The sequence below is a fragment of the Streptomyces sp. 3-6 genome (assembly GCF_056323165.1).
In genome coordinates this window covers 410406-435895 of the sequence record NZ_JBWHZP010000001.1, presented here as the reverse complement: position 1 = coordinate 435895, position 25490 = coordinate 410406, and the positions used below count along the sequence as shown (strand labels likewise).

23 protein-coding genes and 1 tRNA gene are annotated in these 25490 nt (G+C 75.3%); 14 read left to right on the top strand and 10 right to left on the bottom strand.

The window, feature by feature from the left end; genetic code table 11:
- Positions 1-186 precede the first annotated feature (186 nt).
- The 3 genes from AC02VZ_RS01800 (at position 187) to AC02VZ_RS01790 (ending at position 4150) form a co-directional block, all read left to right on the top strand.
- Positions 187-600, top strand: coding sequence for an aggregation-promoting factor C-terminal-like domain-containing protein (locus tag AC02VZ_RS01800; RefSeq protein ID WP_476474324.1), 414 nt, complete (start codon positions 187-189; stop codon positions 598-600).
- 183 nt (positions 601-783) lie between these two features.
- Positions 784-2289 (top strand): DUF4246 domain-containing protein, encoded by a 1506-nt coding sequence (locus AC02VZ_RS01795; RefSeq protein WP_476474323.1) that lies wholly within the window; start codon positions 784-786, stop codon positions 2287-2289.
- Between the two features lie 232 nt (positions 2290-2521).
- Positions 2522-4150, top strand: coding sequence for a hypothetical protein (locus tag AC02VZ_RS01790; protein ID WP_432054454.1), 1629 nt, complete (start codon positions 2522-2524; stop codon positions 4148-4150).
- On the opposite strand, the gene AC02VZ_RS01785 is transcribed toward AC02VZ_RS01790, so the two are convergent.
- On the bottom strand, positions 4101-6152 hold the full coding sequence (locus AC02VZ_RS01785) for a bifunctional glycosyltransferase 87/phosphatase PAP2 family protein (protein ID WP_432054304.1): 2052 nt from the start codon (positions 6150-6152) through the stop codon (positions 4101-4103). The two genes, AC02VZ_RS01790 and AC02VZ_RS01785, sit on opposite strands and share 50 nt — an antisense overlap.
- Before the next feature lie 386 nt (positions 6153-6538).
- Here AC02VZ_RS01785 and AC02VZ_RS01780 point away from each other — a divergent pair, with 386 nt between their 5' ends.
- Positions 6539-7216 (top strand): O-methyltransferase, encoded by a 678-nt coding sequence (locus AC02VZ_RS01780; RefSeq protein WP_476474322.1) that lies wholly within the window; start codon positions 6539-6541, stop codon positions 7214-7216.
- A 96-nt stretch (positions 7217-7312) separates the two neighbouring features.
- Here AC02VZ_RS01780 and AC02VZ_RS01775 read toward each other — a convergent pair whose 3' ends face one another.
- A complete protein-coding gene (locus tag AC02VZ_RS01775; RefSeq protein WP_432054306.1) occupies positions 7313-7705 on the bottom strand; it encodes a hypothetical protein in 393 nt (130 codons plus the stop codon).
- A 142-nt stretch (positions 7706-7847) separates the two neighbouring features.
- Between AC02VZ_RS01775 and AC02VZ_RS01770 the strand changes: the two genes are divergently transcribed.
- Complete coding sequence (locus AC02VZ_RS01770; protein ID WP_432054307.1) at positions 7848-8270, top strand: DnaJ family domain-containing protein; 423 nt, start codon at positions 7848-7850, stop codon at positions 8268-8270.
- 35 nt (positions 8271-8305) lie between these two features.
- Here the strand turns inward: AC02VZ_RS01770 and AC02VZ_RS01765 are convergent, their stop codons facing one another.
- Positions 8306-8980: a hypothetical protein gene (locus tag AC02VZ_RS01765; protein WP_432054308.1), complete on the bottom strand. Its 675-nt coding sequence runs from the start codon at positions 8978-8980 to the stop codon at positions 8306-8308.
- 3 nt (positions 8981-8983) lie between these two features.
- Entirely contained in the window at positions 8984-9658 is a 675-nt protein-coding gene (locus AC02VZ_RS01760) for a hypothetical protein (RefSeq protein WP_432054309.1), read from the bottom strand.
- 189 nt (positions 9659-9847) lie between these two features.
- Between AC02VZ_RS01760 and AC02VZ_RS01755 the strand changes: the two genes are divergently transcribed.
- Complete coding sequence (locus AC02VZ_RS01755; RefSeq protein WP_432054310.1) at positions 9848-10342, top strand: GNAT family N-acetyltransferase; 495 nt, start codon at positions 9848-9850, stop codon at positions 10340-10342.
- Positions 10343-10509: 167 nt separating this feature from the next.
- On the opposite strand, the gene AC02VZ_RS01750 is transcribed toward AC02VZ_RS01755, so the two are convergent.
- A complete protein-coding gene (locus AC02VZ_RS01750) occupies positions 10510-12702 on the bottom strand; it encodes an MDR family MFS transporter (RefSeq protein WP_432054311.1) in 2193 nt (730 codons plus the stop codon).
- Positions 12703-13471: 769 nt separating this feature from the next.
- On the opposite strand from AC02VZ_RS01750, the gene AC02VZ_RS01745 reads away from it, so the two are divergent.
- Positions 13472-14548 (top strand): peptidoglycan-binding domain-containing protein, encoded by a 1077-nt coding sequence (locus tag AC02VZ_RS01745; protein WP_476474321.1) that lies wholly within the window; start codon positions 13472-13474, stop codon positions 14546-14548.
- A gap of 192 nt (positions 14549-14740) precedes the next feature.
- Here AC02VZ_RS01745 and AC02VZ_RS01740 read toward each other — a convergent pair whose 3' ends face one another.
- Both AC02VZ_RS01740 and AC02VZ_RS01735 read right to left on the bottom strand, forming a co-directional pair.
- Positions 14741-15433 carry an HAD-IA family hydrolase gene (locus tag AC02VZ_RS01740; protein WP_476474320.1) on the bottom strand — a complete coding sequence of 231 codons (693 nt, stop codon included), beginning with the start codon at positions 15431-15433 and terminating at the stop codon, positions 14741-14743.
- 662 nt (positions 15434-16095) lie between these two features.
- Entirely contained in the window at positions 16096-16677 is a 582-nt protein-coding gene (locus tag AC02VZ_RS01735; RefSeq protein ID WP_476474319.1) for a TMEM165/GDT1 family protein, read from the bottom strand.
- Between the two features lie 622 nt (positions 16678-17299).
- Between AC02VZ_RS01735 and AC02VZ_RS01730 the strand changes: the two genes are divergently transcribed.
- The 3 genes from AC02VZ_RS01730 to AC02VZ_RS01720 all read left to right on the top strand — a co-directional run bounded on the left by AC02VZ_RS01730 (position 17300) and on the right by AC02VZ_RS01720 (position 20586).
- A complete protein-coding gene (locus tag AC02VZ_RS01730) occupies positions 17300-17944 on the top strand; it encodes an HNH endonuclease family protein (RefSeq protein ID WP_432054314.1) in 645 nt (214 codons plus the stop codon).
- A gap of 67 nt (positions 17945-18011) precedes the next feature.
- Positions 18012-19856, top strand: coding sequence for an alkaline phosphatase D family protein (locus AC02VZ_RS01725; protein ID WP_476474318.1), 1845 nt, complete (start codon positions 18012-18014; stop codon positions 19854-19856).
- Between the two features lie 127 nt (positions 19857-19983).
- Positions 19984-20586: a DedA family protein gene (locus tag AC02VZ_RS01720; protein ID WP_432054316.1), complete on the top strand. Its 603-nt coding sequence runs from the start codon at positions 19984-19986 to the stop codon at positions 20584-20586.
- 304 nt (positions 20587-20890) lie between these two features.
- Here the strand turns inward: AC02VZ_RS01720 and AC02VZ_RS01715 are convergent, their stop codons facing one another.
- A complete protein-coding gene (locus AC02VZ_RS01715) occupies positions 20891-21133 on the bottom strand; it encodes a DUF2277 domain-containing protein (RefSeq protein ID WP_432054317.1) in 243 nt (80 codons plus the stop codon).
- 88 nt (positions 21134-21221) lie between these two features.
- Positions 21222-21806: a GNAT family N-acetyltransferase gene (locus AC02VZ_RS01710; RefSeq protein ID WP_432054318.1), complete on the bottom strand. Its 585-nt coding sequence runs from the start codon at positions 21804-21806 to the stop codon at positions 21222-21224.
- Between the two features lie 122 nt (positions 21807-21928).
- On the opposite strand from AC02VZ_RS01710, the gene AC02VZ_RS01705 reads away from it, so the two are divergent.
- Positions 21929-22291, top strand: coding sequence for a hypothetical protein (locus AC02VZ_RS01705; RefSeq protein ID WP_432054319.1), 363 nt, complete (start codon positions 21929-21931; stop codon positions 22289-22291).
- A gap of 191 nt (positions 22292-22482) precedes the next feature.
- On the opposite strand, the gene AC02VZ_RS01700 is transcribed toward AC02VZ_RS01705, so the two are convergent.
- Positions 22483-22554: transfer RNA gene (locus AC02VZ_RS01700), tRNA-Val, on the bottom strand.
- Between the two features lie 186 nt (positions 22555-22740).
- Between AC02VZ_RS01700 and AC02VZ_RS01695 the strand changes: the two genes are divergently transcribed.
- The 3 genes from AC02VZ_RS01695 (at position 22741) to AC02VZ_RS01685 (ending at position 25458) form a co-directional block, all read left to right on the top strand.
- The gene (locus AC02VZ_RS01695) at positions 22741-23571 is read left to right on the top strand and encodes a DUF4097 family beta strand repeat-containing protein (protein WP_476474317.1); all 831 of its coding nucleotides are present in this window, start codon (positions 22741-22743) and stop codon (positions 23569-23571) included.
- Positions 23572-23681: 110 nt separating this feature from the next.
- A complete protein-coding gene (locus AC02VZ_RS01690; RefSeq protein WP_476474534.1) occupies positions 23682-25142 on the top strand; it encodes a hypothetical protein in 1461 nt (486 codons plus the stop codon).
- 94 nt (positions 25143-25236) lie between these two features.
- Positions 25237-25458, top strand: a complete 222-nt coding sequence (locus tag AC02VZ_RS01685) for an FmdB family zinc ribbon protein (RefSeq protein WP_476474316.1) — start codon at positions 25237-25239, stop codon at positions 25456-25458.
- Positions 25459-25490: the final 32 nt, after the last annotated feature.

The window sequence follows — 25490 nt, the reverse complement described above, 5'->3', positions numbered from 1 at the left end:
CCCCCCACCTGACCGCCCGAACTAGTAAAAACGGTCTTTGCGGACATCCGTCCGGCCTGTTTCTCTGGACGACGTCGCCAGGCGCCGACGAGCCCTCCGGGGCCGCGGCGCCGCCGTGTGCCCCGCGGAGTGACCGCGGCTCCCGCACACGGCGGCGACCCACCGCCCCCGACCGAAAGGCCGCCCGTGTCCGCCGTTTCCCTCCTCCGCTCCCTCGCCACCCCGAGGAAGGCCGTCGCCGGCACCGCCCTGGCCGCCGCGGCCTGCGGCACGCTGTTCGCCGCACCCGCCCAGGCCGCCCCCGCGGAGGCCACCTCGGCACAGGCGACCGCGAAGAAGATGATCGGCAACTCGGCCCAGTACCAGTGCTTCTCCAAGATCGTGCAGCACGAGAGCAACTGGGACGTGAAGGCCACCAACGCCTCCAGCGGCGCCTACGGCCTGGTGCAGGCCCTGCCGGCCTCCAAGATGGCCTCGGCCGGCTCCGACTGGCGGACCAACCCCGAGACCCAGATCGAGTGGGGCCTCGACTACATGAAGGACCGCTACGGCAGCCCCTGCGGCGCCTGGAACTTCTGGCAGTCCAACGGCTGGTACTGACCCCACCCGGCCCCACCGGCCGACCCCACGGCACGCCCCCCGTACCGAAGGCGGCGCCCCCTGATCCCCGGGGCGCCGCCTTCGCCCGTTCCGGGCCGACCGGAGCCCGCGGGACCCACCCCCGTGTCAGTGCTCCCCACTACTGTTCCCGCCATCGCACGCCGACCTGGAGGATCGACACACGTGACCGGCCTGTCCGCCTTCCCGCTGCCCTTCCACGGGCCCGCCCGTTCCGTACCGCTCGCGACGCCCCGGACGCTGGGGGAGCTGCGGATGATGCAGTGCAGCGCGCACCTCCGGGCGAAGCCGGGGTGGTACGACAAGATGAACGACCCGGAGATCGCGGCCCGGTGGACGGAGGAGGCCCGTGCCCAGGGCCTGACCGAGGCCCAGGTGCGGTACGTGCTGGCCGAGCTGCGGCACTACGCGGCGCTGCGGGACGCCGGCACCGGGATCGAGGTGTCCGCGGTCGACGGGGTGTGGCAGTCGGACTCCCTGATCGACGACGACCTGGCGTCCCGGCTGCGCGCGGCGGTCCGCGTCCTGGAGGAGGTGCCGGAGGCGGAGAGGGACTGGCACCCCGGGTCGGAGGGCCAGGTGCTCGACCTGGTGCACCCCTCGCTCTTCTGCCGGGTGCGGGGCGTCAGCGGGCCCGAGGACGCGTGGGAGGAGTCGCCGGGCGGGTACGCGTACGAGTTCTCGGAGAAGTTCCAGTGGCTGCCGACGGACGCCGACGTGGACGAGGACGGCGGGGTGGTCTTCCGTTCCTACGTCAACAACGTCCATCCCGAGGCGCACAAGGAGCTGGCCGCCGTGCTGCCGGAGCTGTTCGCGCGGCTGCGCCCGCTGTTCGAGAACGTCCTGACCGATCTGCGGCATCCGCGTCCGCCGCGCATCGAGGCCGATCCGTACGGCTGGTACGACTCGGAGCCGGAGTACCCGCACGAGCGTTCCTACGCCGACAAGGCGGCGTACCACGAGGCGTACCAGGCGTGGAGGGAGGCCATGGACGACTGGTGGGAGAACCGTCGTCCGGTGCTGCCGGACGCCCCGGACTTCACGCCGCCCGCGGTGCCCGACGCGTCCGCCCGGGTCGACCTGCGCGGGCGGAGGCTGCAGGTCGTGGTCAAGCTGGCGAGCATCCACCTGACCCCCGACCGGCCCGAGTACGCGGGCGGTTCCTGGCACGTCGAGGGGATGCTGAACGAGCGGATCGTCTCCACCGGCATCCACTACTGGGACAGCGAGAACATCACCGCGAGCACGCTGGGCTTCCGGACGGCGGTGGACGAGCCGGACTACGAGCAGAACGACGACAACGGCATGCGGGAGGTCTACGGCCTGGAGGACGAGGGCGCGCTGAACCAGGTCCTGGGGACGGCGTCGACCCCGGCGGGCCGCTCCCTGGCCTTCCCCAACGTGCTGCAGCACCGCGTCGGACCGTTCCGCCTCGCGGATCCCACCCGGCCGGGGCACCGGAAGATCCTGGCGTTCTTCCTGATCGACCCGTCGCAGCGGATCGTCTCGACGTCGGACGTGCCCCCGCAGCAGCCGTGGTCCGGCACGTCGACCATGACCCTGGAGGAGGCCAGGGCGTACCGCGAACAGCTCATGCACGAACGCACGTTCTTCGTCGCCGAGCACAACGAGGAGCTCTACGAGCGGGCGTTCTCCCTCTGCGAGCACTGAACCGTCCGGGCCCGGACGGCGGCAGCGGTCCCCATCTCCCGGGCGGGCGCGGCCGGTTGCCCGCGCCCGCCCGGCCGACGGCACGACCGACAGGGACCGCCCGCCCGGTCGGCCACCGGGCCGACAGCGACCGCCCGTCCTGCGGCCCGGGGATCCGCCGTGCCCGTCCGGCGCACTGAACGCCCGCGCCCCGATCCGCGTCCTCCTCCACGTGCCCCACGCCGATCTCACCCTGCCCCGACCGCCCCGGCAGCCCCGGTGGGCGACCCCGGCCCCGCCGCGGAACCGTTCCCTCCGCGCGTGGGGACGACGGCACCGCGTGCCCCTCCTCGCCACCCTCCCGGTGCTCCCCCTCTACGCCCTGTGGGTGCTGGTCCTCGCGACCGGCGGCGGTGACCTGGCCGCGCAGGACGCCTGGGCCGGCTTCGTGACCCGGCACGGGAGTTCCGCGTACAACCTGTCCTGGTACGGCGGCACGCACACCGCCAACTACAGTCTGCTGTCGCCGTACCTGATGGCCGCTCTCGGGGTGCGGACGGTCACCGTGGCGGCGGGCGTCGCGGGGTCCTGGCTGGCGGCGGTCCTGGTGGTCCGGGCCGGGTTGGCGAAGCCGCTGCTCCCGGCCCTCCTCGCCTCCCTCGCCCTATGGTGCAACGTGGCCTCCGGGCGGACCACGTTCGCCCTCGGCACCGCCTTCGCGCTGGCCGCGTGGGTGGTGCTGAGCCACGGCGGCCGGCCCGTCCTGGCCGGTGCGCACGCCGCGCTCGCCACCATGGCCTCCCCGGTGGCGGGGCTGTTCCTGGCGGTCGTCGGGGCCGGGTACCTGCTCGACCGGCAGCGCGCCCGGGCCGTGGCCCTGCTCCTTCCGCCGGCCGCCGTCGTGGCGGCGACGAGCGCGCTGTTCCCCTTCTCCGGCGAGCAGTTGATGCCCGCGGGGCGCATCTGGCCGCCGGTCCTGCTGGGGCTGGCGGTCACCGTGCTCGCCCCGCGCGACTGGCGGGTCGCCCGGTTCAGCGGCGCCGTCTACGCCGCCGGGACCGTCGCGGTGTACCTGGTGCCCTCCCCGATCGGCACCAACGTCGAGCGGTTCGCCGAGTACGCGGCCCCGGTCGTGCTGCTGGGGGCGCTGCTCGCCCGGCCGGGGCCGCGGATGGTGCGGCGGACGCTGCTGATCGGCGTCCTGGTGTTAGCGACGGTGTGGACGGGCCAGAAGACCGTCGACGACCTGAAGGTGTCCACCACCGTCCCGGCCTGGGCGGCCCACACCGACGGGGTCGTGCGCGCGCTGCGGGGGCTCGGCGCCGACCGCACCCGCGTCGAGGTGGTGCCCGCCCGCAACCACCGGGAGGCCGTCGCGCTCGCCCCGCACGTGCACCTGGCCCGCGGCTGGAACCGCCAGCTCGACGTGGAGCGCGGCCGTCTGTTCTACGACGGCTCCTTCTCCGCCGCGGCCTACCGGGAGTGGCTGGACCGCTGGGCGGTCGGCTTCGTCGTACTGCCCGAGGCCCGGCCCGACGGCTTCGCCGAGCAGGAGGCGCGGCTGATCCGCGAGAACCGCCCCGACTGGCTGGAGCCGGTCTGGCGGGACGCGCACTGGCGGATCTTCCGGGTGCGGGACGCGGTGCCCCTGGTGTCCGCCCCGGGCTCCGTGGTGCGCACCTCGGGCGCGGAGATCGTGGTCCTCGTCTCCCGGCCGGGTCCGGTGACGGTGCGGGTGGCGTACTCGCCGTGGCTGCGGTCCGACGGCGGCTGCCTGAGCCGGCAGGGCGAGATGACCCGGCTGACCGTGTCCGCGCCGGGCGAGTACCGGATCAGCTCGCAGTACGGTCCTTCTCCGGCACCGACGGCTGCCCGCTGCTGACGGCGGCGGCGGTGACCGTGCGGGCGCGCGGCCCCTGGAGGACGTGGGTCAGGCCGAAGCCCGCGGCGACGACCAGCGCCCCGCCGACGGCGTCCAGGATCCAGTGGTTGCCGGTGGCCACGATCGCGGCGGCCGTGAACAGGGGGTGCAGCAGGCCGACGAGCTTCATCCAGGTGCGGGGCGCGATGACCGCGACGACCACACCGCACCACAGGGACCAGCCGAAGTGCAGGGAGGGCATCGCCGCGTACTGGTTGGTGAGGGCGGTGAGGGTGCCGTAGTCCGGCTTGCTGAAGTCCTGCACGCCGTGGACGGTGTCGATGATGCCGAGGCCCGGCATCAGGCGGGGCGGGGCGAGCGGGTAGAGCCAGAAGCCGACCAGGGCGAGCAGGGTGGTGAAGCCGAGGGCGGAGCGGGCCCACCGGTAGTCGACGGGGCGCCGCCAGTACAGCAGTCCCAGCACGGTGAGCGGGACGACGAAGTGGAACGACGTGTAGTAGAAGTCGAAGAAGTGCCGCAGCCAGTCGATCTTCACCACGGCGTGGTTGACGGCGTACTCGATGTCCAGGTGGAGGACGCGTTCGAGGTCGAGGATCTGCCGGCCGTGCTCCTCCGCGCGGGCCCGGCCCGCGGAGTTGCTGCCACCGGTCGCGGCCAGCCGGACCTGGGAGTACGCGGCGTAGGTGACGCGGATCAGCAGCAGTTCGAGCAGCAGGTTGGGCCGGGTGAGGACCCGGCGCAGGAACGGCAGCAGCGGGACGTGCCGGAAGCGGCTGGGGACCGGCGGCGCGTACCGGGTCGGGACGGGCTCGTCGTAGTACCGGGAGGTGCGGGACAGGAAGGGGATCGCGGTGGCGGCGGCCAGCGCGGCGAGCAGCACGATGTTGTCCCGCACCGGATGCAGCACCGACAGGTTCGGCAGGATCATGGTGGCCGGCAGGGTCATCACCAGGACGACGGCGACGGGCCACAGCAGCCGGTCGGAGGCCCGCTTGCCGACCCGGCCGACGACGGCGAGCAGCAGCCACAGCAGCTGGTGCTGCCAGGCGGCCGGGGAGACGACGATGGCGACGCAGCCGGTGACGGCGACCGCGAGGAGCAGCTGGCCGTCCCGCGCGTAGTGGACGGCGCGGCGCAGCCCGAGCACGACGACGGCCGCGCCGATCAGCAGGAACAGGCCGATCTCCAGCGGCCCCTCCAGGCCGAGGCGCAGCAGGGCGCCGTGCAGGGACTGGTTGGCGAGGGCGTCGGCGGGCCCGCCGAGGCCCACCCCGGAGATGTGGCGCGTCCAGTAGGCGGTGGAGTCCTCCGGCATCGCGGCCCAGGCCAGGGCGGTGCCGAGGGCGAAGGTGGCGCCGGTGGTGGCGGCGGCCCGGCGCCGGTCGGTGAACCACAGCAGCGGGGCGAACAGCAGCAGGGTGGGCTGGAGGGCCGCCGCGAGGCCGACGAGGACGCCGCTGGTGCGCGAGCCGCGGACGACGAAGCAGCCGAGGAGGACCAGCAGGACGGGCAGGATGCTGGTCTGCCCGAGCCAGAGGGTGTTGCGCACCGGCAGGGAGAGCATCAGCAGGCTGACGGCGACGGGCGCGGCGAGCAGGGCGGTGCGGCGGCCGACCGGCCGGGGCAGGGCGCGGGCGGCGACCAGGCCGAGGGCGACGACCAGCAGCAGGGTGCCGAAGGTCCACCCCCAGCCGAGGGCTTGTTCAGCCGAACGAGTGAAGGGCTTGAGGACGAGGCCGCTGAAGGGGGTGCCGGTGAAGCTGGTCGAGTCGTACAGGGAGCCGCCGACCCGCAGCACGCCCTCCGGGCCGAGCCAAGTCTCCAGGTCGGTGAGCCGCTCCCCGCGGGGGGAGGTCAGGACGAGGGCGACCTGGCGTGCCGCGAGGAGGGCGGCGACCAGCCACAGTCCGAGGCGCAGCGTGTTCAGCCGTGCCGGGTTCCCGCCGACGGCGGCCGTGCCCACCGCAGCCGCCGGTCGCCCTCCGTGCTCCGCATCCGCCACGCCTCGTCGGCCTCCCGCCCCGTCTCCGCGCGCTCCGGCGCGCGGGATCCTCCACGAACCCTACGGGGCTCGCTGTGCCCCCGGGAGAGACGCGATGCACCCACGGTTCACCTGACGTCTCTTCCGCTTTTGTCCGGAAGACGATAGACGGCCGACCGCCGGACCGCCTCCCCGTCCCACGACACGGGCGCGCGGCCGGGGGGACCGTGACGGAGACCGCCGGCGGCGCGGCCCGGCGCGGTGACCGGGACACACGGCGGTGCGGCCCGGCGCGGCGACCGGGACACACGGCGAAAAGCCCTGCCCGCTCCGGGGCCGCCCGGCGTATGTTCTCGGCGACCGCCGGTGGGCGCCGGCGACTCTCACCCGACCGGAAGGCACGGACCTTGAACGACGCGCGGCTGTGGCACGACGTGGACGACTACTTCGCCGGCCGGCTCCTGACCGGCGAACCCGACGACGCCCTGGCGGCGGCCCTGAGCGACAGCGAGGCCGCCGGGCTCCCCCCGATCGCCGTCGCCCCCACCCACGGCAAGCTGCTGCACCTCCTCGCCCGGGTGCAGGGCGCCCGCCGCATCCTGGAGATCGGCACGCTCGGCGGGTACAGCACCATCTGGCTGGGCCGCGCCCTGCCGGACGACGGGCGGCTGATCACCCTGGAGCGCGACCCGCGCCACGCCGAGGTCGCCACCCGCAACCTCGCCCGTGCCGGGCTGGCCGAGCGGGTGGAGGTGCGGGTGGGCGCGGCCCTGCAGTCGCTGGACCGGCTGGCCGAGGAGGGCGCGGAGCCGTTCGACCTGGTCTTCGTCGACGCCGACAAGGCCAACAACCCGCACTACGTGGAAGGGGCGCTGCGGCTGACCGAGGCCGGCGCGCTGATCATCGTCGACAACGTCGTCCGCGGCGGCCGGGTCGCCGACCCGGACGACGACGCCCCCGACGTGACCGGTACCCGCGCGGCCCTCGACCTCATCGGCCGCCACCCGCGGCTGGACGGCACCGCGATCCAGACGGTCGGCGTCAAGGGCTACGACGGCTTCGCCCTGGCCCGCGTGGTGTCCTGAGCGGGGCGGGCGGGGCGGAGAGCCGGGGCGGACACGAAAGCGGGGACAGGCGCGGGGGCCGGGGCGGGCACGGGAGCGGTAGCCGGGCCCGGCGGATCACACCTCGTGGTAGAAGCCCACGTTGACGCTGCGCGGCGCGGCGCGGTCCTGGATGACGACCTCGCCGCTGCCGCCCCGGGGCAGGGCCACGCTGCCGCCGTACGGGACGGGGTGGGCGTACTCCCCGACGGTGATCCGGACCTCGGAGGACGGCTCCGGCAGGGATCCGCGCAGCCAGGTCAGGTGCCAGCCGCCGTCCTGCCCGCACTGGAACTCCAGGTGCACCCGGGAGACGAACAGCCAGTCGTCCGGCGTCGACAGCCGGCACACCGCCCGGTCCCGCCCGACCAGCAGCACGGCACCCGGCTCGCTGGGCGCGTCGGCCATGAGCATCCCGGCCGTGGCGCCCTCTTCCGCCGCGGACACGGCGGCCATGGTGAGTTCGAGCACGTGCGCTCCTCCTGAGCAGTCCTGGCGGGCCCGTACGGTCCCGGTCCCCGGGGCCGCGTCGGCCCGGTGCGGCGGCCGGATCGGCTCGCTGCCGCCGCATGATAAAACGCCCGGCCATGCGGCGTCCGGCACAATGGGGCTCATGACCGAGCGGAAGCCACCGGGCGTCGACTTCGGGACCTGGGTGGACAGACAGATCCGGGACGCCGAGCGCCGGGGGGAGTTCGAGCGGCTGCCGGGCGCGGGCAGGCCGCTGCCGCCGGACGTGGAGACGGCCTACGACGAGATGTGGTGGGTGAAGCGGAAGATGGCCCGCGAGGGCATCTCCTACCTGCCGCCGGGGCTGGCCCTGCGCAAGGAGGCGGAGGACGCCCTGGAGGCGGCCCTCGCGGCGCCCTCGGAGCACGCCGTGCGGAAGATCCTCACGGAGATCAACGCCCGTATCCGCGAGATGATGTACAAGCCGCCGCCCGGCCCCCCGCTGGGCAGGAAGCCGTACGACGTCGAGGACGTCGTACGGCAGTGGCGGGAGCGCCGGGCGGACGCGGGCGGGGCGGCCGGGTAACAGCCCCGTCAGACGTGTCAGACGTGTCAGACGTGTCAGACGTGCAGCAGCCGTTCCGCCAGTTCGCGGTAGTCCCGCAGGGCGAGCCGCAGTTGCTCGGTGTCGGTCGCCGCGGCGGCCGGCTCCGGGGAGCCGTCCGTGGTCTGCCAGGACCGGCGCAGGGTGCGCCGCCGTTCGGTCACCGCCTCCGTGAAGCGGGCGGTGAGTTCCTGGAGCACCTGGTCGGCCTCCTCGACGGCTTCCCGCGGGGCGTCCACGAACCCGGCGACGGCGTGGTGCAACTGCGCGGTGAGCGCGTCGAGTTCGCCGTGCGGGAGGAGGGGCCCGCCGGAACCGCCGTGCGTCGGCGGGGTGTGCCCGGCGTCGGAGCCGGTTCCCGTGCGGCCGTCCCCGGAGGCGCCGGCGGCCGGGGCGGTGGTGCGGCCGGTCGTGGCCGACGGGCCGGACGGCTGGCCTGCGCCCGGCGTCGTGCCGGGCCCGGCGGTCCCGTCGGTGCGGCCGTCGGTGCGGCCGTACGCGTCGTCGCGGAGACCGGAGGTGCCGCCGTGCACGCCGGTCGCGCCGGTCGCGCCCGTCGGGTCGGTCGGGTCGGTGTGACGGCCCGGGGCGCCCTCGCGGGCGCCGACGGTGCCGCCGCCGACGGTGTCGCGGTGGATGTCGTGGCCGGTCCCGTGGCGTTCGTCCAGGGGGCGGCGGGTCGTGTCGGACATGGATCAGCTCTCCTTCGCCTGGCGGCGGTGCAGCAGGGACGGCATCCGGGAACCGCGTGCGGCCGGGGCCCGGTGGCCGTCGTCACGGGATGCGCGGTGGTGGCGTCCGCCGTCGTGCCGGGACGCGTGCACGAGGTCCTCGAACAGGGCGCGGGCGTCGACCATGGCCTCGCGCAGCTCCTCGGTGCCGGCGCCGCCCTCGTGGCCGCCGTTGACGCGGGCCTGCGCCACGCGGTGCACGCGCCGGTAGCCCTCGACGTGATGGGCGTGGTGCACGGACAGCGCGGCCAGCTGCTCCTCGTACTGGGCGGCGTCCGGGAAGCCCCGGGCGCCCGCGACCTCGGCGAGCAGCCGGTCCGCCTCGGCCACCGCGTCGCCCGGCGAGTCGACGAACCGCTCCTGCGCGGCCGTCCAGCGGGCCTCGAAGTGCTCCCGCTCGGCGGGCTCCAACGGCCGTGCCCGCAGGTCGCCGTGGCGCTCCACGCGGGCGGCCAGTTCCCGTTCGGCCGCCTTCGTGTCCCCGTCGTGCCGGGCCACCGCCCGGTCGTACTCGGGTCCGAAGCGCCGCTTCAGGCCGACACCGTGCCGGGACCCGCGGCTGCGCTGCATCAGCAGGGCCGCGGCGACGGCGACGACCGCAACAATCACGATCAACGCAATGATCAGGCCAGTGGACATGAATGCCTTCCGGGTTCCGGTCCGACCGGCACTCCTCGCGAGCCGGTTCCTTTCTGCGGGTGTCCCGAAGCCCGTGCCACAAACCGGGCCGGTCCGCAACCCGGAAGCGGGGCGGAGGCGCCCCCACTCGACGGCGGAGGCGCCTTTACTCGATCGCGGACCGGCGTACGCCCCTCGCACGCTACGGACATGACCTGGACCGTGATCCCCGAACCGTACGACTCCGCCGACGCCAGGGCCCTCTGGAGGGCGTACTACACCGAGGTCAGCGACCGTTGGTACCTGCTGCACGAGGGGCGGCGCACGGAACCGGAGGAACTGGAGCACGAGATCGCCGCCGCCCCGGGCAGCGAGCTCGCCCAGCCGACCGGGCGGCTGCTCGTCGGCCGGTACGCGGGTGAGGCGGCCGGCACGGCGGGCTTCCGCCTCCTCGAGGACGGCACCACCGCCGAGTTGACGCGGGTGTTCGTGCGCCCGCACCGGCGCGGCACCGGCGGCGCCGCGCTGCTGGTGCGGGCCGCGGAGGAGGCGGCCCGGGCGGCGGGGGCGACCCGCATGGTGCTCGACACCCGTTCGGACCTCGTCGAGGCGCGGACCCTGTACGCCCGCCTCGGGTACGCCGAGACCGCGCCGCACAACGCGGAGCCGACCGCCGAGCACTGGTTCGCGAAGACGCTCGGCTGAGCGGGCGGGCGGCTGCGCGGCGCCCCGGTGCCGGTCCGCGTCCGGGCGGCGGTGCTGTGCTCTCCGGTCCGCGTCCGGGCGGCGCTGCTTCCTCGCCGTCCCGGCGTCCGGGCCCCGCCCACTCCGGCGTCCCGGCGTCCGCGGGCCGCCTCCGCTCCCCCGTCGGCTCACGGCGCCCGCGTCACCGCCCGTTCGTCGTGCGGGCGTTCGCTGCTGGAGCCGCAGAGCTCGTCGGTGAGTTCGTGGACCAGGTTGACCAGGTCGGTCGGGCGGTCCGGTCCCCACCAGTCGCCGAGAAGTTCGGCGAGGGACTCCTCGCGGGCCCGGGCCAGCCGTTCGGCGGCCTGCCGGCCCTCGTCGGTGAGGACGAGCCCGAGCCCCCGGCGGACGGCGAGGCGCCGCACCTCCACCTGGCGGGCGGCCTCGATGACCACGTCCAGCGGGACGGGACTGCGCTCGGCGAGCAGGGCCGGCTCGACCTCGCCGTGCCTGCGGATCCGCAGCAGCAGCCAACTCGCCGCGGGCGCCAGGTCGTAGCCCGCGCGTTCGGTGACGGTGCGGTAGATCTCCCGCCGCCCCTCCCGGGTGCCGAGCAGGGACAGCGCCCGGTACACCTCGTCGTACGACGAGCGGTGCACGGGGTTGCTGGCCAGGGTCTCGGTGCCGTCGGGGGCGGTGACCGAGCCGCGCAGCGGGTCCTCCTTGAGGAACCACGCGAGGACGAACCCGGCGAGGGCGACCGGGGCCGCGTACAGGAAGACGTCGGTGATGGCGGTGCTGTAGGCGTCGACGGCCGCCGGGCGCAGGGCGGCCGGCAGGTTCTCGATGCCGCGCGGGTCGGCCTCCAGCCCCTCCACCGAGGCACCGGGCGGCAGCGGGGCCCCGCGGAAGGCGTCGAGCAGTTTGTCGTCGAGGCGGCCGGCGAAGATCGTGCCGAAGATCGCCACGCCGAAGGAGGCGCCGATGGACCGGAAGAAGGTCGCGCCGGAGGTGGCGACGCCGAGGTCCTGGTAGGAGACGGCGTTCTGCACGATCAGCACCAGCACCTGCATCACCAGGCCGAGGCCGAGCCCGAAGACGAAGAAGAAGGCGCTCATCACGGCGGTGCTGCTGCCCGGATGGAGCTGGTGGAGCAGGACCAGTCCGAGCGTGGTGACGGCGGTGCCGGCGAGCGGGAACACCTTCCAGCGGCCGGTGCGGCTGACGATCTGGCCGGAGCCCGTCGACGCCAGCAGCATGCCGGCCACCATCGGGAGCATGTACACACCGGACATGGTCGGGCTCACGCCCTTGACCACCTGGAGGAACGTCGGCAGGTAGGTCATCGCGCCGAACATGGCGAAGCCGATGATGAAGCTGATCACGGCGGCGAGGGTGAAGGTGCGGATGCCGAACAGCTTCAGCGGCAGCACCGGCTCGGCGGCCCGGCGTTCCACGGCCACGAAGGCGAGGGCAAGGCCCGCGCCCAGCAGGGCCAGGCCGATGATCTGCGGTGAGCCCCAGGCCCAGGTGGTGCCGCCGAGGGAGGCCACCAGGACGAGACAGGTGGCGACGGAGGCGATGAGGAAGGTGCCGAGGTAGTCGATGACGTGCCGGGAGGAGGCGCGCGGCAGGTGGAGCACCGTCGCGATCACCGCCAGCGCGACGACCCCGACGGGCAGGTTGACGTAGAACACCCAGCGCCAGCTCAGGTGCTCGGTGAACAGCCCGCCGAGCAGCGGCCCCAGGACGCTGGTGGTGCCGAACACCGCGCCGAACAGGCCCTGGTAGCGGCCGCGTTCGCGGGGCGGCACCAGGTCGCCGACGATCGCCATGGACAGCACGATGAGCCCGCCGCCGCCGAGCCCCTGGAGCGCGCGGTACATGATCAGCTGGGCCATGTCCTGGGCCGCGCCGCACAGGACGGACCCCACCAGGAAGATCACGATGGCGATCTGGAACAGCTTCTTGCGCCCGTACTGGTCGCCGAGCTTGCCCCACAGCGGGGTGGCCGCGGTCGAGGCGAGGAGGTAGGCGGTGACCACCCAGGACAGGTGCTCCAGACCGCCGAGGTCGCTGACGATGGTGGGCAGCGCGGTGGCCACGATGGTCTGATCGAGTGCCGCGAGCAGCAGACCGAGCAGCAGCGCGCCGATCGGGAGGACGATGCTGCCGGACACCCGTCCGGGGGCCTCGCCGCCCTGCGGGGGCGCCGCCCCCGGCCCTCCGTCCGGGGGCGCGGCGCCCCCGGCGGCGCCGCGCGGCACGCCCGCCGCGCCCTTCGGGGCGGGCCGTGCGGTGGCACCCGACGGCCGCCCCGCGCCGGGTGCGGGCTGCGCGCGGCCCGCGTCGTGGGTCGATCCGTGCGCGTCCCCGGCCATGAAGCCCTCCACAGAGTCCGGTGGTCCTCCCCCATCGTGATCGGTATGGACCGTTATGGCCTGTTGAGTCCTCCCGGAAGCCTGCATTCCGGGGGCTTGGGGGCCACGCTGTGGAGATGATCTGCATAATCTCTGGAGTTCGTGAGGGGAGGGACGACGCATGGACCGACCGACGGGATCCCCGTGCCCTGAATGCGGCACGCCCAGGAACCGGGACCACACCCCTTCCTGCACCTGCACCGAGCGCGCCTCCGACGCCCTGCGCGACGCCCGCACCGCCGAGGCGGCGGCGGCCGAGGACTTCGACCCGCTCCGGATCCGGCCGTACGTCGAACTCGACGGCCCGACGCGGACCTCGCCCGGGGAGGCAGCGGGGCGTCCGGAAGGCGGTTGGTCCGGGGACGCGGCGGGGCGCCCGGAAGGCGGTTCGCCCCATGACGCGGCGGGGCGTTCGGAAGGCGGTTCGCCCGGGGACGCGTCGGGGAGCGCGGTGTCCGGTTCGACCGGGGGCGCGGCGGGGCGTCCGCCGACGGGCGCGGCGGGACGGCCGGAGGACGGTCCGGCGGCCTTTCCGGCCGGTGGCGAGACGGACGGTTCGGCGGACGGTTCGACGGGTGGTTCTGCGGGTGGTGAGGCGGGCGGTCCGACGGGCGGCCCGGCCGCCGGCCCCGCGGGTGGTTCCCCGGACCCGGAGGCCACCCCCGTAGGTGATCCGTCGGGGTCGGATTCGGGCCCCGCGCGTGCTTCCTCCGCCCCGGAGACCGGCCCCGTGGGTGGCCTCTCGGGTGGTCCGGTCGGCGGGCCGACGGAGGGCGTGCTGCCGGGTGGGAGCCACCCCGGGTCACCGGCCTCCGACGCCACGATGACCCTGCGCGCCGTCACCCCGGGCCCCTCGGACACCCCGGCGGCCCGGACGGCGCGGGCCGCGAGGACGACGGGGTCCGCCCCGGCGGCCTCCCCCGGACACGGCGCGGCAGACCCGCAGGGCCCGACCGGCTCCTCCGGCCCGACTGGCTCCTCCGGCGCGACCGGCTCCTCCGGCGCGGCCGGTGCCGCCGATGCCACGACGGTGCTCCCCACCCCCCTCGCCCCGCCCACGACGGAGCCCAGCGCCACCGACCTGCACCTGTTCGAGCCCCGCCCGTCCGGACCGGCGTCCGGCCCGGCCACGGGCGTCACACCGGACGCCTCCCCCGTCCCTCCCACCGCCGAGCCGCGGGGCCGCCGCCGCAGGACGGCGCTGGTCTCGGCCGCCGGGGCCGTGGTGCTGGTGATCGGGGCGGCCGGGTGGGCCAGCGGCCTGTTCTCCTACGAGCCGCCCTCGCGGGACGGAGCACTGCCGGACGACGTCCGGGCGAGCGTCCCGGACGCGTCGACCGCCCCGCCCTCCTCGGCACCGGCCACCGGTACGTCCCCGTCCGCCCCGACGTCCGCCCCGGCCTCCGCCTCCGCGTCGGAGAGCGCGATCCCGTCCGCCTCGCCGTCCGCCTCGGAGTCGGCGTCCGCCGAGGCGTCGGCGAGCGCGTCGCCGTCGGCGGAACCGTCCGCGACCGCCACGTCCGCCACCCCGGCGGAAGCCGCCCCCGGGGACGGCGGTGCCGACGGGGACGGCCAGGGTGCCGCCGGTCCGGTGCTGCGACGCGGCGACCGGGGGCCCGAGGTGGTCGAACTCCAGCTGAGGCTGCGTCAGTTGTTCCTGTACAACGACGACGTCCACGGGCAGTTCAACCGGCGCGTCGAGGACGCCCTGCGCACCTACCAGTGGGCCCGCGGCCTCCGCGGGGAGATGGGGACGTACGGCCCGCAGACCCGGAACCGGCTGGAGTCGGAGACCCGGGAGCCGTAGCCCGGGAGACGTGCCCGGTAGCCGTGCCCGGCCGTGACCGTCGGGCAGGGAGCGGCGGGCGCGTGCGGGTCGCGAAGCACGTCCCTCCCGGGGGCGCCCTCCCGGCTCGCGGAGCCCTTCCGGTGCCCGTCCCGCGCCTGCTGCCCGGTGCCACCCCGCCCCGGCGCCGTCCGGGCCGCCGCTCGGGACGGCTCAGGCGGTGGTGCCGGGACGCATGGGCACCGCTTCGGCGACGGTCAGCCGGAGGGTGCCGTCGGCGGCCTGCCCGACCCGCACCTCCGTGAGGTCGCGCACCGCGACGTCCGGGTCGAGGAAGGGCGCCCGGGGGCCGACGCCCACGACCCGCATCCCGGCGGCCCGGCCGGCGGCGACGCCCGCGGCGGAGTCCTCGAAGACGACGCAGTCGGCGGGGTCGACCCCGAGTTCGGCGGCCCCCTTGAGGAAACCCTCGGGGTGCGGCTTGCTGGCGCCCACGGACTCGGCGGTCACCCGCACGTCCGGCAGGGCGAGCCCGGCGGCGGCCATGCGGGCGGTGGACAGCGCGACGTCGGCCGAGGTCACCAGGGCGTGCGGCAGACCGGCGAGCGAGGCGAGGAAGGCGCCCGCGCCCGGGACCTCCACCACACCCTCGGTGTCGGCGGTCTCCTCGGCGAGCATGCGCGCGTTGTCGGCGTGGTTCTGCTCCATGGGCCGGTCCGGGAGCAGCAGCGCCATGGACGCGTAGCCCTGGCGGCCGTGGACGACCTTCATGACCTCGTCCCCGTCCAGCCCGTGCCGCGCCGCCCAGCGCCGCCAGACGCGCTCCACGGAGGCGTCGGAGTTGACCAGGGTGCCGTCCATGTCGAGCAGCAGGGCACGGGCGGTGAGCACGAGGGGGGCCGTCATCGGCAGCTCCAGGAGGTCGCGGGCCGGACGCCGGACGGGGCGGACCGGGCCCCGGCGGGGGCGGGGAACAAGGCGGCCCCGCCCGCCGGTCAGGGAGAACGGGCGGGAGCCACTTTGTTCATCCACGGTACAAAATAAACCCCGAACCTGCCACCGAGGTCACGATCCGTTCGCCGGACGTTCACCCCCGGGCCACTCGGCCGCCCCGGACGTGCGGGGCGCGGGGTCCGCCGTGGCGCGGCGACCCGGCGGACCCGCACCCCGGGCCATTGGGCCACCGGGCCACCGGGCCCCCGGGCCACGACGACCGCCCCGGGCCGGACCGGCACCGGAAACCGGCCCTCACCCCGGAGAGCACAGGCGACCACGCCGGGAACGGCGCGGAAGACCCGCCCCGGCCGCCCGAAGCCTCGACGCGCGGCGCCCTCCCCCCGGAACCGCACCCGAGACCGCCCCGGCGCCCGACGCCCGACGCCCGGGCCACGGCAACCACCCCGGGCCGCCAGAAGGGCGCCGCAAGCCGACCCCCGGCCCAGACGCCCGGGCCACCGCCCCGTGGCGACCACCCCGCATTACCCACACCGCCCGCACCCCCCGGCCGTGATCGCGCGCCCACGGTCGTGACCGCCGCCGGGGCAGCGCCCGCGTGGGTCGGAGCAGGGTCAGGCCGTCGCCGCCTCCCACAGGCTCCAAACACCGAGGCCCAGCATCAGCAGGGCCGCGATCCGCGTGATCAGCCGCAGCGGCACCCGCTTCATCAGCGCCTTGCCCCCGACGATGCCCAGCCCGGCCACCGACCACAGGGCCAGCACCGCGCCCAGGCCGACCGAGAGCGGGTCGTCGTAGCGGGCGGCGAGGTTGGCGGTCATGATCTGGGTGAGGTCACCGAACTCGGCGACCAGGATCAGCATGAAGCCGGCCCCGGAGACCTTCCAGAAGGACTGGTTCTCCGGCTTGCGGATCTCCTCCTCGTTCTCGTCCTTGCGGAACGTCAGCACGGCGGCGCCGCCCAGGAAGAGCAGACCCGTGATGACCTGCACGAGTTGCTGCGGCAGCAGGGTGAGCACGCTGCCGGCGGCCACCGCCAGCGCCACGTGCACGGCGAACGCGGCGGCGACGCCGACGAACACGTACGAGGCGCGGTAGCGGGTGCCGAGGACGAGTCCGGCGAGCGCCGTCTTGTCGGGCAGCTCGGCGAGGAAGACGACGCCGAAGACGACGGCCGTCACGGTCAGGCTGATCAACGGTTCCTCAATCGGTCGGGACTGCCCCACCGAGAGTGCTGTGCGATTCCGCGGACACCTCGGCACGGCAGTGCGCACGGCACCCGTACCGTCCGGCACGGGTGTGCACTGCATGCCGAAGGTCTCGCCGGCCCACCCACGCGGTCTCGCGGTGGTCGGCCTCCGGGCGCCGGCTCAGCGGGCTGAGCAGTATGTCGACGGTCCGGCGTAGGGCTACTCCCCTTCTGCGCCTCCCAGGGTACGCCACACCCCCGCCCTCCCCGCCGGGCCCTCCCGGGGCGCCCGGCGGGACCCCTTCCCGCCCCTCCCAGGCACTCCCCGCCCCCGCGCCCTCCGCACCGGGCCGAGCGTCATCCCGCCCTCCTGCCCGCACCCACCCCGGCGGTCCGCCCGCGCCCGCCTCCCGTGATCCGCCCGCACGCACGCCGTGACGCCCCAGCAGGCACCCCGCGGGCACTGCCACAGGCGCCCCGCAGGCACCCCCGCGAAAGATTCACGCCTCACCCATGGACATGTCATGGGCGCGTCATTAGCTTCTCACCGGGCCCACCCCTTCCCGCAACCCGGCGTGGCGAGCATTCCCCTGCTCACTTCAACGCCCGCACCCCACAAGGGAGTTCGCATGCCCCAGGTCTACGCGCGTCGACGGCTCGGCATCGTCGCGGCGCTCACCGGACTCATAGCCTCCGCCGGGCTGTTCAACGGCCCGGCCGCCTCCGCGGCGCTCCCGACCCCGGTCAGCGCCGCCACCGCCCGCAGCTACCTCGCCTCCCTCCCGGTCCGCGTCGAGGACCGCACCGGCTACAACCGCGACCTGTTCCCGCACTGGAGCACGGTCAGCGGGACCTGCAACACCCGCGAGACCGTCCTCAAGCGCGACGGCACCAACGTCGTCACCAACTCCTCCTGCGCCGCGACCAGCGGCAGCTGGTACTCCCCGTACGACGGCGCGACCTGGTCCGCCGCCTCCGACGTCGACATCGACCACGTGGTGCCGCTCGCCGAGGCGTGGGACTCCGGCGCCGGCGCGTGGACCACCTCCCGGCGCCAGTCCTTCGCCAACGACCTCACCCGCCCGCAGCTCATCGCGGTCACCGACAACGTCAACCAGGCCAAGGGCGACAAGGACCCGGCGGCCTGGATGCCCTCCCGCACCGCCTACCGCTGCACGTACGCGCGCGCCTGGGTACACGTGAAGTACTACTACGGCCTCTCGGTCGACTCGGCCGAGAAGTCGGCCCTGCAGAGCCACCTGGCGAACTGCTGACCGCACGGTTCTCCCGCCGGCCTCCGTCGCTGCGTACCGTACGGGGCGACGGAGGAAGGGGCACCACATGGCCGGACTGCGACTCGGACCGCTGCTGCGTCACGTCGACGGCTCGTCCGCGACCGTCTGGGTCGAGACGAGCCGTCCGGGCACCGCCGAGGTGCGCTGCGCGGACGGGGCCGGCGGCCGGGCGGACACGTTCCGGGTCGCCGGTCACCACTACGCGCTCGTCGAGGTGAGCGGCCTGACCCCGGGCACGGCCGTGCCCTACGAGGTGCACCTGGACGGCACCCGCGTCTGGCCGCTGCCCGACGAGCCGTCCCCCGGTCTCCCGCCCTCCGTCATCGCCACCCCCGGACGGGCCGACGAGGCCGGCGACACGCGCATCGCCTTCGGCTCCTGCCGCTGGGCCTCCCCGCCCACCGGCGAGCACGACCCCGTCGGCCCGGACGCCCTGGACGCCCTCGCCGCCCGCATCGCGGCCGACCCGGGGGGCGCACGGCCGGACCTGCTGGTCCTGCTGGGCGACCAGGTGTACGCCGACGAGACCTCCGAGGCCACCCGCGCCTGGCTGGCCGCCCGCCGCGACCTGCGGGAGGCCCCGGGCAGCCAGGTGGCGGACTACGAGGAGTACACCCGCCTCTACTACGAGAGCTGGCTCGACCCGAGGGTGCGCTGGCTGCTGTCCACCGTCCCGACCTGCATGATCTTCGACGACCACGACGTGATCGACGACTGGAACACCTCCGCCTCCTGGGTCGAGGACATGCGGGCCACGTCCTGGTGGCGGGAACGGGTCCTCAGCGGCCTGATGTCGTACTGGGTGTACCAGCACCTGGGCAACCTCTCCCCGCGCGAGCTGGCCACCGACCCGGTGTACGCGGCCGTACGGGAGAAGTCCGACGGCACCGACGTGCTGCGCGCCTTCGCCTCCGACGCCGAGGCCGACGCCACCACCGTCCGCTGGAGCTACCGGCGCGACCTCGGGCGGGTGCGGCTGCTGATGGTGGACAGCCGCGCGGCCCGGGTCCTCACGGAGGGCGAGCGGTCCATGCTCGACCCGGGCGAGGCCGCCTGGCTGCGCGAACAGGCCCTCGACGACCCCGCTTCCCGCGACCACCTCCTCATCGGCACGTCACTGCCCTGGCTGCTGCCGCACCTGGTGCACGACGTCGAGGCGTGGAGTTCCGTGCTGGCCCGGGGCGACAAGGGGCCGCGCTGGGCACGGTTCGGGGAGAAACTGCGGCGGGCGGCGGACCTGGAGCACTGGGCGGCGTTCCCGGACTCCTTCGCCGCGCTCGGCGAGCTGATCGCCGAGGCGGGCAGCGGCCCGGACGCGCCGGCGACCGTGTGCGTGCTCTCGGGGGACGTCCACCACGCCTACGTCGCCGAACCCGCGTGGCGCGGGCAGCCCGGCCCGGACGCCCGGGTGGTGCAGCTGACCTGTTCCCCGGTGCACAACTCCGTCCCGATGACGATCAAGCTCGGCTTCCGCTTCGGCTGGAGCGGCATCGCCCGGCTGCTGGGCCGCGCCTTCGCCCGCCACGGCGGCTGCGGACGGCCGCCGGTGTCCTGGCGCCGGACGGGCGGCCCCTGGTTCGGCAACCAGCTGATGACCCTGACGACCCGGGGCCGCGCGGCCACCCTCCGCCTGGAGCACGCCCGCGCGGGGGAGGCGGGGGCCCGCCTCGGGACGATCATGGAGACGGACGCTGAGCACCGCCGGGAGAACCGCCGGGCCGCCCGGGGTTGCCGGGGCCGCCGGCGGCCGTGCGGGGGGTGCCGGCCGGTCGACGGGCCGTCGGGGGGCCGGTCGGCGGGTCAGCGGGGCTGCGGGTCTTCGGGTGGCCGGTCCGCGGGTCTGCGGGTGGGGGATGCGGTCGGTGATACGGAACGGGCAAGCCCCCCGTGACCTCGTCGTCACCCGCCCGGCGTACGCTGTATGGCTGTCTGTCATTGGCCACTCCTGCCACTCCTGCCGCTCCCACCGCGACAGCGCGGCACGGGCTGGCCCCACGGGGGAGCCACGGGAGTTTCGGGTGGAGAGTTTCGGGTCGCTGATCGGCAGCCCATGGATCTACGCGGTGGTGGCCCTGTCGGTGCTGCTGGACGTGTTCCTGCCCGTGCTGCCCAGCGGGGTCCTGGTGATCACCGCCGCCACCGCCGCCGCGGCGAGCACCGCGACCGGCGTCCCCGACATCCTGGTGCTCGTCCTCTGCACGGCCACCGCGTCCGTCCTGGGCGACCTGGTCGCCTACCGGCTCGCCTGGCGGGGCGGCGCCCGCTTCGACCGCGCCATCGCCCGCTCCCGGCGGCTCACCGGCGCGCAGGAACGTCTCGGCGCGGCCCTGGCCCGGGGCGGCGGCGCCCTGGTGATCCTGGCCCGCTTCGCGCCCGCCGGACGCTCACTCGTCTCCCTCGGCGCGGGCGCCGCCCGGCGCAGGGCGCGGGAGTTCCTGCCCTGGTCGGCGCTGGCGGGTCTGTTCTGGGCCGGCTACAGCGTGGCGCTCGGCTACTTCGGCGCCCACTGGCTCGGCGCCAGCTGGCTGGCGACGGCCGTGTCCGTGGGCGCGCTGTTCGCGGCGGGAGCGGGCGCCGGGTTCCTGGTGCGCAGACGGCCGCGGACGACCGAGGTCTCGTAGCGCCGGAGCCGGTGGGCGGACCGGCCGCTCGACGGGCCGCGACCGGCGGACGGACGAGCCCGGCCGGTGGACGGACGGGCCGTCGGCCCCCGGCACCACCCCACAGCTCACCCGTGGTCCCTCTGCTCGTCCCTCTGCTGGTCCCTCCGCAGCGCACCCCACTCACCCGCCACGCACCCACGACTCACCCGTGGCTCCCCCGCGCCTCCCCGACCGTCGCCCCGCCCACGTCGGCCGGCGCGGGCGCGCACCACCCACCCCGGGCGGGCTCGTCCGGCCGCCGACCCCCGGGCAGCGTCTCCCGCTAGCTCGCGGCCCGCTGCGGCTGCCGGGCGGGCGTGCCGCGCACCTCCAGCCCGTCCAGCAGCTCGGCGGTGGCCTCGGCGACGGCCTCCACGGCCCGGTCGAACACCTCGCGGTTGTGGGCCGCGGGCGCCCGGAAACCCGACACCTTCCGCACGTACTGCAGGGCGGCGGCCCGGATCTCCTCCTCCGTGGCCTCCTCGGGCAGGGCGGGCGGACGCAGGGTCTTGATACTCCGGCACATGCCCCCAGTCTCGCCCCGCGCCCCCGCCGCGCACCAGCGCCCGACGCACCCGGAGCCCGTCGGGCGCCGGTGCGGGGCGGGACCCGGCTCAGTCCTCGTCGAGGTCCACCCGCCAGTCGTGGGACGTGATCGGGTGGCCCTTCGGATACTCGAACGCCACCTCGCCCAGCAAGGTGAAGCCCGCCTTGCGGCACACGGCGTTGGACGCCGCGTGGCCGGCCTGGGGGAAGGCGTGCAGGTAGCGGTGGCGGCCGGCGGCGCGGGCGGCGCCGACGACCGCGCGGGCCGCCGCCGAGGCGAGGCCGCGGCCCTGGAACTCGGGCAGCACGGCCCAGCCCGTCTCCCAGACCGTCCCGCCCTTCCACTCCCGTTCCCAGAAGCCGATGGAACCCACGGTCTGCCCGTCGCCCTCCAGCGTGACCCGGTACATCCGCCCCGGCTCCAGGGTCAGGTACCGCTCGTGCCGCGCGAGCAGCTGTTCCTCGCTCTCCGGGCCGCCCAACTGCTCGGTCATCTCGGGGCTGTTGGTGCGCCGCAGCAGCCAGAGGTCGTCCTCGGCCCACGGCACCAGCAGGACCGCCACGTTGCCGGCGTCCGCCCGGGCGGCCGTCGGACCGACCGCCCCGTTCCGCCCCTCGTTCCCGCCCACGCTGCCCCCACCCACGATGTCCATGGCGATCACCGTACGACCGGCCGCGGACAAAGGCGCGGGCGGGCTGCTCACGATCGGGTGAACCTCCCGGCGGAACCGTGAGGGACGCACCACCTCGATTCGAACAGGCGTATCATTGGGCCGTGGCTGCGACCTATGATTTCCCCAGTGACCTCCTCGCCGGTCAGGAGGAACTGCATCAGGTCCGGGCCGAGTTGTCGGCCCTGCTGAAGCGCCTCCCCTGGTCGGTCGAGCCCCTCGACGGCTTCAGCGACGACACCGGCTGGCGCCGGGTCGAACGCCCCGCCTCGCCAGGCTGGAGCGAGGACGAACAGGCCGAGGTGGAGAAGCTGCGGCGGCGCGAACACGAGCTCGCCGTCTTCGTCAGCACCCACCGCTACTGGGACGCCCTCACCGGCGCCGACCGCGTGCACGCCCGCTCCCACCTCAAGCACGCGACCGACCGGGACGGCGGCCCGGACGGGACGACCTCCGACGCACGGTGACACCGTCGGTGAACCGGGAGCGGGGCCAGCGGGCGGAGCGGGGCCGGGCAGGAGCGGGGCCGGCCGGCGGGAGCGGGACCGGCGGGCGGCGCGGGCGGAGAGGTGCGCGCCGCGGAGTCGATCTCCCAAGGATCCACTGGACACCCCATCAGAGGCCCCTCACGATCACCGTGAGGGGCCTCTGAGCTGGGTGGGCGCGGACGGTTTCGAACCGCCGACATCCTGCTTGTAAGGCAGGCGCTCTACCCCTGAGCTACGCACCCGTGACCCGGGTCCGCCCCAGGTCGAGTGGACAGCCTACATGGCCCCGCTCGGCCCCCGGCACACCCGTACCGGGGGCTTTCCCCACCTCGGACACGGGAGCGGACCGGATCCCCCGGGACGCTCCCGGTCCCTACGGTCGAAGGGCGCCGGGAAGCGCGCACCGTCCGTCCCAGGGGGAGACCGTCATGACCCGCACGTACCGCACGCACCGCATGTCCGCCGCCGCCCGCACGCCCGCTGCCCCGTACCGCCGGACCGGGCCGGTGCGGGCCGTGGCGGCCGTCGGGGCCGCGGCGGTGCTGGTGGCCGGGCTGGCGGGCTGCGGGGCGTCGGCCGCCGACGACACCGAGCCCGAGCGCCGGACGTTCGCGCTGGCGGGCGACACCCTCACCGTCGACTCCCACGACGCCGGCCTGGAGATCGTCGCGGCCGACGGTCACGCCTCGGGGAAGGTCAGGGTCACCCGGTGGTTCCGGGGGCGGGTCGTGGTGGGCTCGGACCCGAAGGTCACCTGGTCCATGAAGGACGACCGCCTCGTGCTGCGGCTGACGTGCTCGGGCATCATCGCCGACTGTGCCGCCCGGCACCGGGTGGAGGTGCCCCGCGGGATCGCCGTCACGGTGCGGGAGCGCGACGGCGGTGTGCGGGCCGGCGGTTTCGAGGACCCCCTGAGCATCCGCACCGGGGACGGCTCCGTGCACGTCACCGACACCTCCGGACCGCTGGAGCTGCACAGCGGCGACGGGTCGGTGCGCGCGGAGGTGTCGTCCCGCACGGTGCGCACCCGCTCCGGCGACGGCTCCGTCCGCCTCGAACTGCGGGCCGTGCCCGACCGGGTGGAGTCGCACAGCGGGGACGGTTCCGTGACCATCGAGCTGCCCCGGGCCGCCTACCGGGTGGACACCCGTACCGGTGACGGCCCCGAGCGGGTGTCCGTGCCGCGCGACGACGCCAGTCGCCATGTCGTGAAGGCGCGCACCGGCGACGGAAGCCTCACCGTCCGTACAGTGAACTGACCGGCCCGTGTGTTCGTCCTTCACCGGTGGGACAATGGCACCGGGCCGGGCGAACGACAGTACGGGAGAGGGATGTGACGGCGACATCAGCGCAGCCGCACTCGCCGTCGATGCCATGCGTGCCGCGCACGCGTGGCGCCGTACCTCCTCCCCCACCGGTGTCACCGCCCGAGCCCCGGGCCGCGTCACCGTCCCTGCCCCGGGCCGCGTCGACATCCGTGCCGCGGGCCCGGGCGCGCCGGTCGGGCGGTGCCCTGGGGGACGTGCTCGCCCTGGTGGGGCTGCCGTTGGTGGCGGTGCTGGCCCTGCCCGCCGCGTTCACCGGCGGCGGCACCCGGCGGTGGTTCGGCGGGCGGGCGGAGAGCCAGCGCGCCGAGGCGCAGGCCGCCAAGGACGCGGCGGCCGCCGCCTTCTACGAGCTCGACACCGCCCAGCGCGACCTGCGTATCTCCATCGAGACGATCGTCGCGGTCGACTCCTCCCCGGCCGCCCGCAAGGCCGTGGCCGACTTCGAGGCGATCGGCCGCCGCATCGACGAGGCGAGCCACCACTACATCGCCGCCGTCGACGCGCACGACCTCGACCGCGACGACCTGGAGGCGTCCGCCGCCTCCCGTGCCCGCGCCGAACTGACCGCCGCCAAGGACGAGCTGGGGCGGGTCAAGCGGGAACTGGACCGTTTCACCGACGGGCTCGGCCCGCTGCTGGACAAGGCGGAGACGCAACTGGCCCGGCTGGCGCCCGCGGTGGAGCGCGCCCGGCAGGCCCTGCTCGCCGCCTCCCAGGCGCTCGACGCCACCCGCGCCTCCGGCCTGCGGGCCGACGACCTCGCGGCCCGGCTCGCCGCGCTCTCCCCCGAGCTGACCGCGCTCAACCAGGGCGCCGGACAGCACGGCGTGCCGCAGACCCTGGAGCGGGCCGCGCGCGTCACCCGCGAGGCGGAGGCGGTCCGCGCCGAGGCGGAGCGGCTGCCGGAACGGGCCGCCGAGATCGACCGCCGGCTCGTCTCCCTGCGCACCCGCGCCCAGGCCCTGACCACCCGGTCCGAGCAGGTCGACCCGGTGCTCAGCGAGCTGCGCCGCCGTTTCTCGGTGGCCTGCTGGCAGGACCTCCAGCGGGTCCCCGAGGTCGCCGCGGAGAATGTCCGGCAGGCGGAGGCGAGGCTGGCCGAGGCCCGCACCGCCCGGCAGGAACAGCGCTGGGCGGACGCGACGGCCCTGCTGTCGACGGTGCGGGCACTGCTGAACACCACCGACGAGGCCGTGTCCGCCGCCGGTGACCGGCTGCAGCAGCTGAACGCGGTGCAGAAGGACCCCGAGCAGGAGATCGAGCGCACCCGGTTCGCCATCCGCGACGCCCAGCGGCTGGCGATGGCCGGACGGAACACGCCCGACCCCAGGCACGCCCGCCCCCTGGACGACGCGGTGGCCCGGCTGGAACGCGCCATCACCACGCTGGAGGGCCGCCACCCCGACTACTGGCACTTCCTGACGGAGACGGAGACGGTCCGGCAGACGGTGGCCCGGGTGGTGTCGCAGATCCGCGAGGAACGCGGCGCGGGCGCGTCCTGACCCGGCGAGGCACCGCGGGTGCATGCCCGGCGCCGCGCGCCCGGGTGGGCCCGGGCCCGTGCCCACCCGGGCCCGGGCCGGATAACCTGGCCCCATGCCTCGCTACGAATACCGCTGCCGGACCTGCGGCGACACCTTCGAACTGAGCCGTCCCATGGCGGAGTCCTCCGCCCCGGCGGCCTGCCCGGCGGGTCACGACGACACCGTCAAGCTCCTGTCCACCGTCGCGGTGGGCGGCACCTCCGCCGCCCCGGCCCCGGCTCCCGCCCCGGGCGGTGGCGGAGGCGGCTGCTGCGGCGGGGGCTGCTGCGGCTGACGTCCGGGGGCGGCGCCGAGCGGCGCCGGAGG